Here is a 12991-nt window from a genome sequence, read left to right as displayed (position 1 = left end):
TTTTTATTCAGAAATTTTTTCCACAATGTGTATAGTTTTCTCTCGATCTGTTCAGAATGGTTGTTGAGGTGATGATCTGATGAGAGAAGAAAATAACAATACTCCAAAAAACAAATGGAGTCAGATGTTTAAGAAGAAGTGGTTTTTCCCGGCGTTGTATCTTGCCGTTGCAGCATTGCTCCTGACAGCAGTTGTCTGGTATCAGAACGCTGACAGTCAGGTTCCGGACGCGCAGAACAGCAAGGATGCATCTACGAACCCTCATAATGAAGATGCGGCACCAGTAATGGAGCAGCAGGAAGAAATCCACATGCCAGTCGCTGATGAAGCACAGGCAGAGATTGTAACGAAATTCTACAGCTATGATGCAGATAAGAAGACACAGCAAGATGGTATCATCCTATTCCAAAATCGTTATTATCAAAGCACTGGTACAGGCATCAGCATGCCGGACGGCGAGCCGTTTGATGTAGTTGCATCACTTAGCGGAGAAGTTTCCGAAGTGAAGGAAAATCCGTTGCTTGGTAATGTAGTAGTCATGGATCATGGCAATGACATTACAACATACTATGCAAGCCTGGGCGAAGTGAAAGTTAAAGAAGGCGACAAGCTGAGCCAAGGAGAATTGATTGGTGAAGCAGGCAAGAACTTGTTCATGAAGGATAATGGCAACCATGTCCACTTTGAACTGCGCAAAGAGAAGCAGCAAGTGAACCCTGAAGACTTCTTCAATAAGCCGCTTTCAAAGCTTAATGAGTTCGAACCAGCGAAGGCTGAAGAAAAGGCTGGAGACGAAGGGCAGAAGGTAAAAGAAACGAAGCCTGAAGCATCTAAAGAGTCATCAGAAGAACCGGCAGAAGAAAAGTCTGATGAAACGAAGCTAGATGAAGATGTTAAACAAGATGAAGCAAAATAGTAACTGTTAAAAATCCACGAAGTTTGTTTCGTGGATTTTTTGCTGAATGTAAACAAAGTATGAACAAAGTTAATAGATGTTAAAACATTTTGAAAATAAAGTTGACTACTAGCTGTTATCGTTATAAGATTTCAATATATCTATTGATAACAATTATCACTATCAATTAAACTAGGAGGTCAAAACAATTGAATAAAAAGTGGATTCTAAGCATTTTAGCAATCATTACTCTATTGGCGCTTTCAGCATGTGGTGGGAACAATGACGATTCTGCCAGCAAAGATAAAGATAGTACCGGTATAAAAAAGGAAGAGTCAAAGGAACTTAACCTGTACACTGGAAGACATTATGATACAGATCAGCAACTATATGATCGCTTTACAAAGAAGACTGGCATTAAAGTAAATGTAATCGCTGCCAAAGATGATGAATTGATTGCTAGACTTGAGCGTGAAGGCAAGGCTTCAGAAGCTGATGTTTTCGTTACAGCTGATGCCGGACGACTTGCAAGAGCAAAAGATAAAGGTCTGCTTCAGTCTTTCAAATCTAAGACGCTTGAGCAAAACGTTCCTGATAAGTACCGTGATGATGACGGAGCATGGTACGGTCTTACTAAACGTGCTCGAGTAATCGCTTATGACAAAGAGCGTGTAAAACCTGAAGATATTAAGGAATATGATGTACTTGCTACAGACAAGTTCAAAGGCAAAGTGCTTATCCGTTCTTCTGACAACATCTATAACCAGTCACTCGTCGCTTCCTTCATCGCATTGAATGGAAAAGATGAAGCGAAGAAATGGGCAGAGGGCATCGTTGCTAACATGGCTCGCGCTCCGAAAGGCGGAGACCGCGATCAGGCTGTAGCAGTAGCTGCAGGCGAGGGGGATGTTGCGGTTATGAACTCCTACTACTTCGGTCAAATGCTTAACTCTGAAGAAGAAGAAGAGAAAAAAGCAGCTGAGAAGCTTGCCATCGTCTTCCCGAACCAAGATACAACAGGTACACATGTGAATATAAGTGGTGCTGGTATTGCGGCTGGAAGCAAGAATAAAGAGAATGCAATCAAGTTCATTGAGTTCTTGTCTGAGCCTGAGCAGCAAGAGCAATTCTCTGCAACAAACTTTGAATACCCGGTCAATAAAGATGCAAAAACATCTGACCTATTGAAGTCATGGGGAGACTTTAAAGAGCAAGACATCGATTTGACACAATTAGGCGAGAACAATGAAGAAGCAATTAAAATAATGAACGAAGTCGGCTGGAAATAAGCCTGGCTAATATGTTTTTTCAGAAATGCTGTGTCGACAAGATACAGCATTTCTCCCTATTTAATCTGTTATTTGCTATAATGTTCAAAATGTTTATGTAAATTAAGGACGTGTACGCAATGAAGTTTAGATACACATTACAACGTTATTTGAACATGTGGACTTTCTTGACTGCAATTATTATCATGCTCATCCTCTTGCCGAATCTCTCCATTTTACTTAATTTCTTTACTGAAAAGGCTGAGAATTGGAACCATATCCGAGAGCATATCTTGCCGGAGCTGTTGAAGAATACTAGCATACTGCTCGTTTCTGTCGGTTTTTTAACAATTCTCTTTGGGACAAGCCTTGCCTGGATTGTTGCAGCTTATCAGTTCCCGCTGCGCAATTTCTTCAGATGGGCGCTCATTCTGCCTCTCTCCATTCCGCCATATATCGCAGCTTATACGTTCAATGGCATGCTGAATTATACAGGTGTTGTTCAAGTGACATTGCGTAATAAATTTGATATTGTCTTGCAGCCGGACAGGCTTGATATTATGACAATGCCCGGTGCGATTTTTATTTTTACGTTGTTTTTATATCCGTATGTGTATCTTGTCACAAGGGTATTCTTACATAACCAGACTGCCACCCTTGTCGAAAATGCCCGTTTGCTTGGAAGCGGCGCGATTGGTGTGTTCTTTCGGATTGTTATGCCGATTTCACGAGCGGCAATTGTCGGAGGTGTCACCCTTGTCCTGTTGGAAGTGCTGAATGATTACGGAGTTGTCCAATATTTTGGGATTCCTACATTTACGACAGCAATTTTCCAGACTTGGTATGGTCTAGGCGATCTCAATGCGGCTATTAAGTTGTCAGCAACGCTCATGTTCATCGTTTTTGGGCTTTTATTATTGGAAAAAGCAATGCGCGGACGCAGACGTTACAGCTATTCGGTTGCCAAGGCTAAGAAGCTTTCGCCAATAAGACTAAGGGGCTTGAAAGCTGCAATCGCAACTTTGTACTGTTTCATCTTTTTTGGAATCGGTTTTCTAATTCCATTCATTCAGCTTATTGACTGGATGGTCCTTACATGGGAGAAAATTGCGAACCCTGAGTTCAAATCACTCGTTATGAATTCAGTTCTTGTCGCAAGTGTCGGTGCCGCGCTCATTACAATCTTTGCGTTGATTGTTGTGAATTTCTCAAGGATGCATCCTTCTCCAGTTCCTCGTATTGCAGCACGCACGACATTGCTTGGCTATTCCATACCTGGGACCGTCATTGCAGTAGGAACGATTACAGTGTTTCTAGCGATTGATCAGCTGTTGTTTTCATTTTACGAAATGGCAGGTCTAGAGCCGAAGCTGCTGCTTAGTACAAGTCTAATGCTCCTCATTGCAGCCTATACGATCCGCTTTCTCGCTGTTGGTTTCAATTCGGTTGAAGCCGGCTTTGAAGAGAGCGGCAATAAGTATATGGAAGCATCACGGACACTTGGTGCAGGCGTAACAGAGACATTTTTCAGAGTGGACTTTCCGATAATCAAAAGAGCAGTTGGCGGAGGATTTATCCTTGCTTTTATTGAGATACTAAAGGAACTGCCGCTAACACTTGTGCTCAGACCGTTCAATTTTAATACGCTGTCCACGAAGACTTTCCAATATGCAAGTGATGAGCAGATACACGAAGCTTCTTTGCCATCGCTTTTAATTATCGCGATCAGCGCGATCGCCATTTACGTAACTTACAATTTACTTGAGAAGGAGAAATGATTACATGTATGTACAAATCAGCGATCTTGCATTCTCACACCATGGTTCGAAAGAAATGACAATCGAAAAGTTCAACTTGGATATTGAAAGAGGCGAGATCATCTCCATACTCGGTGAAAGTGGCTGCGGAAAGAGCACATTGCTTCGTCTGTTGGCAGGTCTGGAAATGCCGCAGAGTGGGCGAATTGTAATTGGCGGCAAAACAATTGTCGACAACTCCCATTTTGTCATGCCTGAAAAGAGAGGCGTCGGCATGGTGTTCCAGGACTATGCGCTTTTTCCTCATATGACAGTGGAAGAAAACATACGCTTTGGATTGAAGAAGATGAAGTCAGGCGACAAACGTCAGCGAGTGAAGGAAGTTCTGGAACTTGTCCGAATGGAACGGTTCAAAAAGCGCTATCCGCATGAACTCTCGGGCGGGCAGCAGCAGAGGATCGCACTTGCGAGAGCAATTGCCCCGGAACCGTCATTGCTGCTGCTTGATGAACCTTTTAGCAATCTCGATGCCGATCTTCAGATCAAGATTCGCAATGAGCTTAGAGAGATTATCAAAAAAGCAGGGACGACAACAATTTTTGTTACTCATGATTATAAGGATTCAATCGCGATGGCAGATAGGATTTTTACTATGCGTCATGGAGCACCGCATGTGTGGGATTCATTGTGTACTGCGGAGGAAATTGCTGCGCCAGCCGAACAGCAAGAACATCAATTGCGCCCGATTTTGCAAACAACGGAGAAGTAAGTGAATCATAATCCGGCTGGTCCATTCATAACTTAGTGTCAGTCAGACATTTCACATTCGAGGTGAGCGCTTGTGTGCTTTAAAAAAACCTCTCTTGATCCAGTAAGACTTCCGAAAGCATCGCCCTATGTCAGTCATTTCGCATATTCAGGCTGGATGCTCATGTTTCATGAAAACCGGTTTAAAAGTGAATATTGCATAACTTGCAGCTGATGAATCAGAAAACTGCCGCACACATCGCCCCGTCTGGGCACGCCCCTCGGACAATATGACATCAGGGAGGCGAAAAGGTGTGCATGATTACATCAGGGAAAGGACTCTGCGAATCGGGGAACATCTTGTGGAGACACGGAAAACAGTGAGGACGATTGCAAAAGAATTCGGTGTTTCCAAGAGCACTGTCCATAAAGATTTGACGGAGCGGCTGCCCGAGATTCATCCAGACCTTGCTAAGCAGGTGAAGGAGATTCTTGAGTATCATAAATCAATCCGTCATCTGCGCGGCGGTGAAGCAACGAAGAAGAAATACCGAGATGGAGCGGAGTTCTGCCTCCTGGAAAGAGAGCGAGTCAATAGACCGCCGCAAGTGACCTGATATTACTGACGACATGCCCCGGCCTTTCAGGTACGGGGCGACTCCGATTCACCTACCCTCTAATCTGGAACACTTTAACTACTTCATCGTTCCAATTCCCTATTTTTTTGCTTATTTTTACATATTAATATTTATTATCTGTGTTAATATAGATTAGTAGAGATATACTTACTTCATAAATTTGTAATATAATTGTAATCATATAGAGAATGAAGCAATGTTTTGCATACAGGAGGAGCCAAATTGATGTTCGCGAGAGATATTGGAATAGATCTGGGTACAGCCAACGTGCTGATCCATGTGAAAGGTAAAGGAATTGTCCTAAATGAACCATCAGTAGTTGCAATGGACAAAAATACTGGAAAAGTGCTTGAAGTCGGTACGGAGGCATACCGCATGGTCGGACGTACGCCAGGTAATATTGAGGCGATTCGCCCACTTAAAGACGGGGTCATTGCCGATTTTGATGTTACTGAGGCTATGCTGCGCCACTTCATTAATAAAATTGATGTAAAAGGTTTCTTCACGAAGCCGCGGATGCTGATCTGCTGCCCGACGAATATTACGAAAGTCGAGCAGAAGGCTATCAAGGAAGCGGCTGAGAAATCAGGCGGCAAGAAAGTTTACCTTGAGGAGGAACCGAAAGTGGCAGCGATTGGAGCCGGCATGGAGATTTTCCAGCCGAGCGGTAATATGGTAGTGGATATTGGTGGCGGTACGACAGATGTCGCTGTTCTATCCATGGGTAATATCGTAACGGCCCAGTCCATCAAAATGGCCGGTGACAAGTTCGACCAGGAAATTTTGCAGCATATTAAGAGAACATATAAGCTTCTGATCGGTGAACGTACAGCTGAGACGATTAAGATCAATGTCGCAACAGTTTTCCCAGGTTCTCGAGAAGAAGAAATCGAAATTCGCGGCCGTGATATGGTTTCTGGCTTGCCACGAACAATTACAGTCGGTTCTGCTGAGATTGAAGAAGCACTTCGTGAATCAGTTGCACTCATTGTTCAGGCTGCGAAGACAGTGCTTGAACATACACCACCAGAACTTTCTGCTGATATCATCGACCGCGGTGTTATTCTGACAGGGGGCGGCGCGCTTATTCACGGAATCGACCAACTGCTTGCGGAAGAATTGAAAGTGCCGGTTCTCATTGCGGACGAGCCGATTCATTGTGTAGCAAAAGGTACCGGAATTTTGCTTGAAAATATTGATAAAGCGGAGAAGTCAAAGGTTATCTGAGCCTCATACTTCCGAGTTGAATATATGTTAAAATTAGCTGATTAAATAGCAAGGAGTGTTTCCGTTGCTTAGAGGATTTTATACAGCGGCGAGCGGCATGATTGCCCAACAGCGCCAACAGGAAGCAATGTCCAATAATATTGCAAACGTCAATACACCGGGCTACCGTGCTGACCGCGGTGTTCTGAAGGCTTTCCCGGAAATGCTTATGGAGCGCATGCAGTCTAAAGAGATTCCCGTGAAGCGCGGACTTGATGTCGCAGCGAACCAGCGAATCGGGTCTATGAACACAGGTGTTTATGTTCAGGAAGTCTTACCTGATTTTTCACAGGGCGATTTGCGCGAAACAGGTGTCTCGACGGATCTTGCTATTATGCAGGGGAATGTGCCGGATGAAAATGGAAGTGTCTTTTTCACGGTGGAGAAGAACGGTGAACAGCGCTTTACACGAAACGGTAATTTCACAGTCGATGAACAAGGCTATCTCGTCACAAATCAAGGCTATTATGTGCTTGATGGGAATGGCGGAAGAATTCAGACTGACGGCATGGATTTCACAGTAAGTGATGAAGGGGTCATTGACCTTGAAGGCCGTCAAGTGCCTCTTGGATTGTCTTACGTAGAGAATACGAATCAACTTGCCAAGGAAGGCGAGGACATGTTCCGCGGTGAAGGTACACCGTTGCCTGGGAATGCACAAGTCGCAGTCCGCCAAGGTGAATTGGAAGGTTCGAATGTAGACGTCATGCAAGAAATGACACGGATGATGGATTCTTATCGGGTTTATGAAACGAATCAGCGTGTGCTAAAAGCTTATGATGAGAGTATGGGCAAGGCCGTATCAGAAATCGGCCGCATCGGCTAGGAGGTAAAAGATGTCTCAGACGATGATACAGGCAGCGGTCACAATGGGCCAGCTGCAGAACAAACTGGACTTGATCGGCAATAATTTGGCGAACACGAATACAGCGGGGTACAAAGGGAAACAGTCGGACTTTTCCTCCTTGCTTTATCGTGAAATCAATAACCTGACGGCTCCTGAAAACGCGGTAGGCCGGCTTTCACCGGATATGATCCGTACAGGTACAGGCGCGCGTCTTGGGGCTATCAGTCTGAATATGAGCCAGGGAACAGTCAAGGAAACAGGAAGAACGCTGGATGCTGCATTGAATAAGAAGAATCTTCTTTTCCAGGTTCAGCAGACGCGTAATGGAAATACAGAAACGCTTTATACGAGAGACGGTTCATTTTATCTGAACCCAGCTAATCAAAATGGGGATCTCATGCTTGTTACGAAGGATGGCGATCCAGTACTTGGTAAGAACGGGCCGATTGTCATTCAGCCAGGATTCCAGGATGTTGCTTTCAAATCGAATGGCGATATCGTCGTAACGCGTAATGGCGAACAACAAGTCGAAGGCCAACTTGATGTTGTGGAAGCTGTACGTCCACGCTTCCTTGAATCTGCCTCAGGCAATATGTTCCGTCTGCCGGAATCGGCTAACGCTAATGAAATCATTCGTCCGATTGCGGGCGGAGATGAAGAGCTCCTTACGGGGGGCGCTTTGGAAATGGCCAATGTTGATATTGCCAAAGAACTGACAGATATGACATCTGCTCAGCGAGCTTATTCCTTTAACGCCCGTACACTTACAATGGGCGATCAGATGGAAGGGCTTGTGAATCAGCTGAGATAAGGTCGGGTTTGATTTCTAATCGGGCCGCTTTCACACTTGTTGTCATCCGGCTCAGATGGCTAGAAGCTGTCGACATAAGCAGTCTTGCTACAGGATAGGAAAGACAACATCCCCAAGTAATCTGCTTTTGCGTTCGCTTCTAACGAGCCATCTTCACACTTGTTACGTCCGGTTCTAGCGGCTAGAAACTTGCGTCATAAGTATTTCTCCTACAAGGTCCAAGTTCAGGACCTTTCCGGTGAAATGCTTATGAGCGGTGTTTCTGAACGAGCCGCTTTCACACTTGTTGTTTTTAGGAGGTTTTTTATGAGTGCTGCGGTTGATCGGGTGCCTGCTTCGGGCAAACCTGCTCCGGCGAAAGGCTCCCGAAAGCAGAAGAGGGTAGAAAAGGGACATTCTCAGTCCATCCCTATATGGCTGCGAATTGTGTTGCTACTTACTATTAGTCTCATGGCGCTTCTGATTGGAGCTATTATTGGTTACGGTGTCGTTGGTGATGGAGTACCGACAGATGCATTGAAATTTGATACTTGGAGCCATATCGTTGATTTGGTGACGAGTAGGGAGTAAAAAAGACAAAAGAATCGATCCGACTTTATATTTCTACGGAAAATTCGGATCAAGCAGCTCGTTGGCTGGTGTGAGGGAGGTACTATACCAAACTCACGCTAGCCAATTTTTGCTTTACGATTGTTTTAGAATTGCATACGGAGCTTGCATACAAAGCCCTTTTAAAAAGCATTCGTTTCCTTACACTCTTTAAAAGTAATCGGTTAGGCGGGAATTAAGTTGTTATTTGAGTTTTGTTGGAATTTAGTAACAAAGGGTGACAGAGTCGATACCGACTTAGGGTATAATTTGATATGAGGTGATGAAATTGAAAAAGCTTACTTTTGGTATTGTTTTGATCCTCATGTTAATTCTCACGGCATGTGGCCAAAATAATGGAGCAAATGACAAAAAAGAAGAAAAGCAGCAAACGACTGAAAATGAAAACAAGACAGAAAAAGTTTCGAAAACGGACCACTCCGATATGGAAGAAGACCATAGTATGATGGAACATTCCGATTCTGGAGAAATCCCTAAAGGGCTAAAGGAAGCACAAAATCCCAAATACCCTGTCAGCGGCAAAGCGATGATTGAGACGGATCACATGGAAGGCATGAAAGGTGCAGAAGCAACAATCGTCGGAGCTTTTGATACAACGGCATACGTTGTTTCATATGATCCGACTACAGGTGGAAAAAGGGTAGAGAATCATAAATGGGTGGTTCAACAGGAAATAAAAGATGCTGGCGATAAAGATCTAAAGCCTGGAGATAAAGTTGTCATTGTAGCGGATCATATGAAAGGCATGGAAGGTGCAAATGCTGTAATCGATTCTGCTGAACAGACTACTGTTTACATGATCGATTATGATCCAACAACCGGGGGAAAAGAAGTTAAGAATCATAAATGGGTGACTGAGGATGAATTGTCGCCTGTGAAGTAATTTAAGCAAGCTTTTGTGTTATTAAGATTAAATGAATACATTTAGTCACTTTGGTAAGAGCTTAGAAAATATAAATTTAAAAATCCGTTCAGTCATATGGAGACAGAACGGATTTTTTCATTGTTTGGTTTGATTTTTTCCTGTTTAAGCGTCCCGCTTTCACACTTGATTACATCCGGTTCAAGCGGCTAGGGGTTCGCGACGTAAGCAGTCTTACTGCAAGTTTGAAAGACCACAAACTTTCCGTAATTCTGCTTACGCGTGTCACCCCTAAACGAGCCGCTTTCACACCAGGTATCATCCGGTTCAGATGGCTAGAAGCTGTCGACATAAGCAGCTTTGCTGCAGGCTGGAAAGATCACCAGCCCTTTGCAATTCTGCTTATGCGTTCGCTTCTGAAAGAGCCATCTTTACACTTGATGTCATCCGGTTCAGATGGCTAGAAGTTTGCGTCATAAGTATTTTCCCTACAAGGCATCAAAACCATTGCCTTTCCGGTGAAATGCTTATGAGCTTCACTTCTGAAAGAGCCATCTTCACACTTGATGTCATCCGGTTCAAGCGGCTAGAAACTTGCGTCATAAGTCTTTCTCCTACAAGGTCCAAGTTCAGGACCTTTCCAGCGAAATGCTTATGAGTGTCGTTTCTGGTCGAGCCGCTTTCACACTAGGTTACTGCGCAGCGTATCCTCCGTCGATTACGAGTTCGCCGCCGTTGATGTAGGAAGCTTCGTCGGATGCTAGGAAGAGGATGGCGTTGGCTACTTCTTCAGGCTGTCCGAGTCGTTTCATAGGTGTTGCTTGGATCAAACGGTCCATTGCTTCTTTATATTCACCAATTCCTGCAATCATAGGTGTTTCGATGACACCAGGGAATACAGTGTTCACTCGGATGTTATGTGGTCCGAGTTCAACAGCAGCTGCTTTTGCGATTGCGCGCAAAGAGCCTTTTGATGCTGAATATGGATTGAAGCCAGATCCGATAATGGCTGTGTATGAAGATGTGTTGACGATTGCACCTTTTCCAGCTTTTTTCATTTCTTCACCGACATGCTTGATGCCGAGGAAAGGACCAAATGAGTTGATTTTATGCAACAATGTCCAATCTTGTTCAGTAATCTGATCAAGTGGCTTGTTTGATGTAATGCCTGCATTGTTAATTAGAATATCAATACGGCCATATTTATCGATGACTGTTTTGACAAAGTCAGCCCAGCCTTCATCTGAAGTTACGTCAAGACGAAGTCCTTCGACATTCTCTTGTTCTGCGATTTTCTTTAGGTTGTCTTCGTTGATATCAGCAGCGATGACTGTTGCACCTTCTTTGGCAAAAAGCTTTGCCATTGCCGCTCCCATACCAGAAGCGCCCCCTGTAATTACTGCGATTTTGTCCTGTAATCTGCCCATGTTCAAGACCCCTTTCAAGATGTTACATATATATTATAGCATTAAAATATTTAAAGGTAAAATATATGAACATGAAAAAAGACGTCCTCATATAGAGAACGCTTTTTTCGTTAATCTACGGAGTTCGTCCAGTGACAAGACGAACGATCAACACGATTACAGCGATAACGAGCAAGATGTGAATAAGTCCGCCGCCAATTTTGAACGAGAATCCGAGAATCCATAGGATAAGCAGGATGACGAAAATTGTCCAAAGCATGTGCCTGACCTCCTTTATATAGCCGACCTGTAGCTGCCTACATATCACGTATCTTTGTTGAATGAGATTGAAAATTTCTTGTAGTTGTGGCAAGCAGCATAATCGGTGGTCAATTTTTCTGTGATATGTATTTCTTAATTTACCCAGATTTCAATACTTGAAACATTATTTTGATATAATATTTGCAGAGTTAAATAAAAACATGCATAAACCAAGGAGAGATTACATAGTGGAAATTGAAGAAATCAAACAGATTATCCCGCATCGCTACCCATTTTTGCTTGTGGACAAAGTTCTTGAAGTAGAAGAGGGCAGTCGTGTAGTTGCAATTAAAAATGTTTCAATCAATGAACCGTTCTTCCAAGGACATTTCCCGGATTATCCTGTTATGCCAGGTGTCCTGATAGTAGAAGCAATGGCACAAGTTGGAGCAATAGCAATGCTTGGCAAAGAAGAGAACAAAGGTAAGATCGGTTTTCTTGCGGGTGTTGACAAATGCCGTTTCAAACGTCAGGTGAAGCCGGGTGACCAGTTGAAGCTTGAAGTGGAAATCACACGTTTGAAGGGTGCAATTGGCAAAGGTAAAGGACGCGCAACAGTTGACGGGGAAGTTGCCTGCGAAGCGGAAATCATGTTTGCTATACAATAATAGTTAAAAGCCCGCTCCTGATGCTAACGCAGGAGCGGGCTTTTTATTATTTTGTACAATCATGCTTGTGTATCGATACGGTTGCCAGCGACAGGATGAGGAGCGGCTGGCCCTTGGTCTGTCATCAAATCAACGAGGTCCGTACTTTGTTGCGAGAACACCTGCATTGCCTTGCTCATGAGCGCAATGCTTGTATCATTTCGCAATTGTGCATTTGACATGGATATGGAAAGAGCGGCAACATCCATTCCTGAACACTCCTTTTGTATACTATAGTTAATTTTATGATAAGACATATATCCTATAAAAGCAATGAGATGGTTCAAAAAGTTTATAGTTTTGATAATATATAAGGGTAGATAATCACAGGAGGAGAGAACATTATATATCGTAACGAGAAATACAAAAGCGCTCCTTACAGTAAATGAAGGTCAATACAGGACTAAAATACTTGAATTTGAGAAAGAATGCTATTCTATCCAAAAACCTTTGCATATACTTGAGAAAAGCTGCCTTCGGTTTGGCGCGACACTGGCAGGGAGGAGGCGTGCAGCCGCATCACTGCTCGGTACGAACAACATGCTGCCTGCACCGGTCAAGCCGCTGTACGGACTGTATATGTTCCCGATTGCATCGGACAAGAACGAACATAATATTTGGCTATCCTACTACGCAATTAAGCACTGCGTATCATTGGGCAAATATGCAATGATTCATTTCAATGATGATTCGACTCTGGAAGTTCATGTTTCCGCCCGAATCATCGACAATCAGCGGAAAAAGACGGCTCAAGTGATTGCCGGCATGGCCTATCAGTTGTTTTTGAATCCTGATGAAGGATGAGAGTTACAGGCACGGTGTTTCCCGCTAACATTGTCTTTTGGCAAATGCTATACTAAAGGGGCAATCAATTGCAAAATATGGCAGACTAACAGTGCGCTGCCAGTTCATATAAT

At 43.7% G+C, this 12991-nt stretch carries 16 protein-coding genes; 13 read left to right on the top strand and 3 right to left on the bottom strand.

The genetic code is table 11. From position 1 onward, the window contains the following. Window positions 1-79: 79 nt before the first annotated feature. The 11 genes from spoIIQ (at window position 80) to QR721_RS11055 (ending at window position 10164) form a co-directional block, all read left to right on the top strand. Window positions 80-916 (top strand): stage II sporulation protein SpoIIQ, encoded by an 837-nt coding sequence (spoIIQ, locus tag QR721_RS11105; RefSeq protein ID WP_348026932.1) that lies wholly within the window; start codon window positions 80-82, stop codon window positions 914-916. Between the two features lie 188 nt (window positions 917-1104). Next, complete coding sequence (locus QR721_RS11100; protein WP_348026930.1) at window positions 1105-2184, top strand: Fe(3+) ABC transporter substrate-binding protein; 1080 nt, start codon at window positions 1105-1107, stop codon at window positions 2182-2184. 119 nt (window positions 2185-2303) lie between these two features. Beyond that, window positions 2304-3941, top strand: a complete 1638-nt coding sequence (locus QR721_RS11095) for an ABC transporter permease (RefSeq protein ID WP_348026928.1) — start codon at window positions 2304-2306, stop codon at window positions 3939-3941. Between the two features lie 4 nt (window positions 3942-3945). Then, the gene (locus tag QR721_RS11090) at window positions 3946-4689 is read left to right on the top strand and encodes an ABC transporter ATP-binding protein (RefSeq protein ID WP_348026926.1); all 744 of its coding nucleotides are present in this window, start codon (window positions 3946-3948) and stop codon (window positions 4687-4689) included. A gap of 292 nt (window positions 4690-4981) precedes the next feature. Continuing rightward, window positions 4982-5284, top strand: a complete 303-nt coding sequence (gene spoIIID, locus QR721_RS11085; RefSeq protein ID WP_348026924.1) for a sporulation transcriptional regulator SpoIIID — start codon at window positions 4982-4984, stop codon at window positions 5282-5284. 246 nt (window positions 5285-5530) lie between these two features. After that, window positions 5531-6532 carry a rod shape-determining protein gene (gene mreB, locus QR721_RS11080; protein ID WP_348026922.1) on the top strand — a complete coding sequence of 334 codons (1002 nt, stop codon included), beginning with the start codon at window positions 5531-5533 and terminating at the stop codon, window positions 6530-6532. Window positions 6533-6596: 64 nt separating this feature from the next. Continuing rightward, window positions 6597-7397 (top strand): flagellar hook-basal body protein, encoded by an 801-nt coding sequence (locus tag QR721_RS11075; RefSeq protein WP_348026920.1) that lies wholly within the window; start codon window positions 6597-6599, stop codon window positions 7395-7397. Between the two features lie 10 nt (window positions 7398-7407). Beyond that, window positions 7408-8229 (top strand): flagellar hook-basal body protein, encoded by an 822-nt coding sequence (locus QR721_RS11070; RefSeq protein ID WP_348026916.1) that lies wholly within the window; start codon window positions 7408-7410, stop codon window positions 8227-8229. A 306-nt stretch (window positions 8230-8535) separates the two neighbouring features. Next, entirely contained in the window at window positions 8536-8799 is a 264-nt protein-coding gene (locus QR721_RS11065; RefSeq protein WP_348026914.1) for a DNA-directed RNA polymerase subunit beta, read from the top strand. A gap of 301 nt (window positions 8800-9100) precedes the next feature. Further along, a complete protein-coding gene (locus tag QR721_RS11060) occupies window positions 9101-9721 on the top strand; it encodes a YdhK family protein (RefSeq protein WP_348026912.1) in 621 nt (206 codons plus the stop codon). A gap of 224 nt (window positions 9722-9945) precedes the next feature. Continuing rightward, the gene (locus QR721_RS11055) at window positions 9946-10164 is read left to right on the top strand and encodes a hypothetical protein (RefSeq protein ID WP_348026910.1); all 219 of its coding nucleotides are present in this window, start codon (window positions 9946-9948) and stop codon (window positions 10162-10164) included. 228 nt (window positions 10165-10392) lie between these two features. On the opposite strand, the gene QR721_RS11050 is transcribed toward QR721_RS11055, so the two are convergent. Together QR721_RS11050 and QR721_RS11045 are read right to left on the bottom strand one after the other, a co-directional pair. Continuing rightward, entirely contained in the window at window positions 10393-11127 is a 735-nt protein-coding gene (locus QR721_RS11050; RefSeq protein WP_348026908.1) for an SDR family NAD(P)-dependent oxidoreductase, read from the bottom strand. A 115-nt stretch (window positions 11128-11242) separates the two neighbouring features. Then, entirely contained in the window at window positions 11243-11386 is a 144-nt protein-coding gene (locus QR721_RS11045; protein ID WP_348026906.1) for a lmo0937 family membrane protein, read from the bottom strand. A 202-nt stretch (window positions 11387-11588) separates the two neighbouring features. On the opposite strand from QR721_RS11045, the gene fabZ reads away from it, so the two are divergent. Beyond that, a complete protein-coding gene (fabZ, locus tag QR721_RS11040; protein ID WP_431189501.1) occupies window positions 11589-12035 on the top strand; it encodes a 3-hydroxyacyl-ACP dehydratase FabZ in 447 nt (148 codons plus the stop codon). A gap of 59 nt (window positions 12036-12094) precedes the next feature. Here fabZ and QR721_RS11035 read toward each other — a convergent pair whose 3' ends face one another. After that, on the bottom strand, window positions 12095-12283 hold the full coding sequence (locus QR721_RS11035; RefSeq protein ID WP_348026904.1) for a YjfB family protein: 189 nt from the start codon (window positions 12281-12283) through the stop codon (window positions 12095-12097). 139 nt (window positions 12284-12422) lie between these two features. Here QR721_RS11035 and QR721_RS11030 point away from each other — a divergent pair, with 139 nt between their 5' ends. Further along, a complete protein-coding gene (locus tag QR721_RS11030; protein ID WP_348029836.1) occupies window positions 12423-12878 on the top strand; it encodes a competence protein ComK in 456 nt (151 codons plus the stop codon). Window positions 12879-12991: the final 113 nt, after the last annotated feature.

This window comes from Aciduricibacillus chroicocephali (genome assembly GCF_030762805.1).
Taxonomy (GTDB): domain Bacteria; phylum Bacillota; class Bacilli; order Bacillales; family Amphibacillaceae; genus Aciduricibacillus; species Aciduricibacillus chroicocephali.
Note: the sequence above shows the minus strand (reverse complement) of the source record. Positions and strands in the feature narration are given on the sequence as shown.

Bases quoted from the DNA above. Each gene is read 5' to 3' on its own strand.
- spoIIQ (WP_348026932.1), top strand. From the start codon at position 80: ATGAGAGAAGAAAATAACAATACTCCAAAAAACAAATGGAGTCAGATG.
- QR721_RS11095 (WP_348026928.1), top strand. From the start codon at position 2,304: ATGAAGTTTAGATACACATTACAACGTTATTTGAACATGTGGACTTTC.
- QR721_RS11090 (WP_348026926.1), top strand. From the start codon at position 3,946: ATGTATGTACAAATCAGCGATCTTGCATTCTCACACCATGGTTCGAAA.
- mreB (WP_348026922.1), top strand. From the start codon at position 5,531: ATGTTCGCGAGAGATATTGGAATAGATCTGGGTACAGCCAACGTGCTG.
- QR721_RS11070 (WP_348026916.1), top strand. From the start codon at position 7,408: ATGTCTCAGACGATGATACAGGCAGCGGTCACAATGGGCCAGCTGCAG.
- QR721_RS11065 (WP_348026914.1), top strand. From the start codon at position 8,536: ATGAGTGCTGCGGTTGATCGGGTGCCTGCTTCGGGCAAACCTGCTCCG.
- QR721_RS11060 (WP_348026912.1), top strand. From the start codon at position 9,101: ATGAAATTGAAAAAGCTTACTTTTGGTATTGTTTTGATCCTCATGTTA.
- QR721_RS11050 (WP_348026908.1), bottom strand. From the start codon at position 11,127: ATGGGCAGATTACAGGACAAAATCGCAGTAATTACAGGGGGCGCTTCT.
- QR721_RS11045 (WP_348026906.1), bottom strand. From the start codon at position 11,386: ATGCTTTGGACAATTTTCGTCATCCTGCTTATCCTATGGATTCTCGGA.
- fabZ (WP_431189501.1), top strand. From the start codon at position 11,589: ATGCATAAACCAAGGAGAGATTACATAGTGGAAATTGAAGAAATCAAA.
- QR721_RS11035 (WP_348026904.1), bottom strand. From the start codon at position 12,283: ATGGATGTTGCCGCTCTTTCCATATCCATGTCAAATGCACAATTGCGA.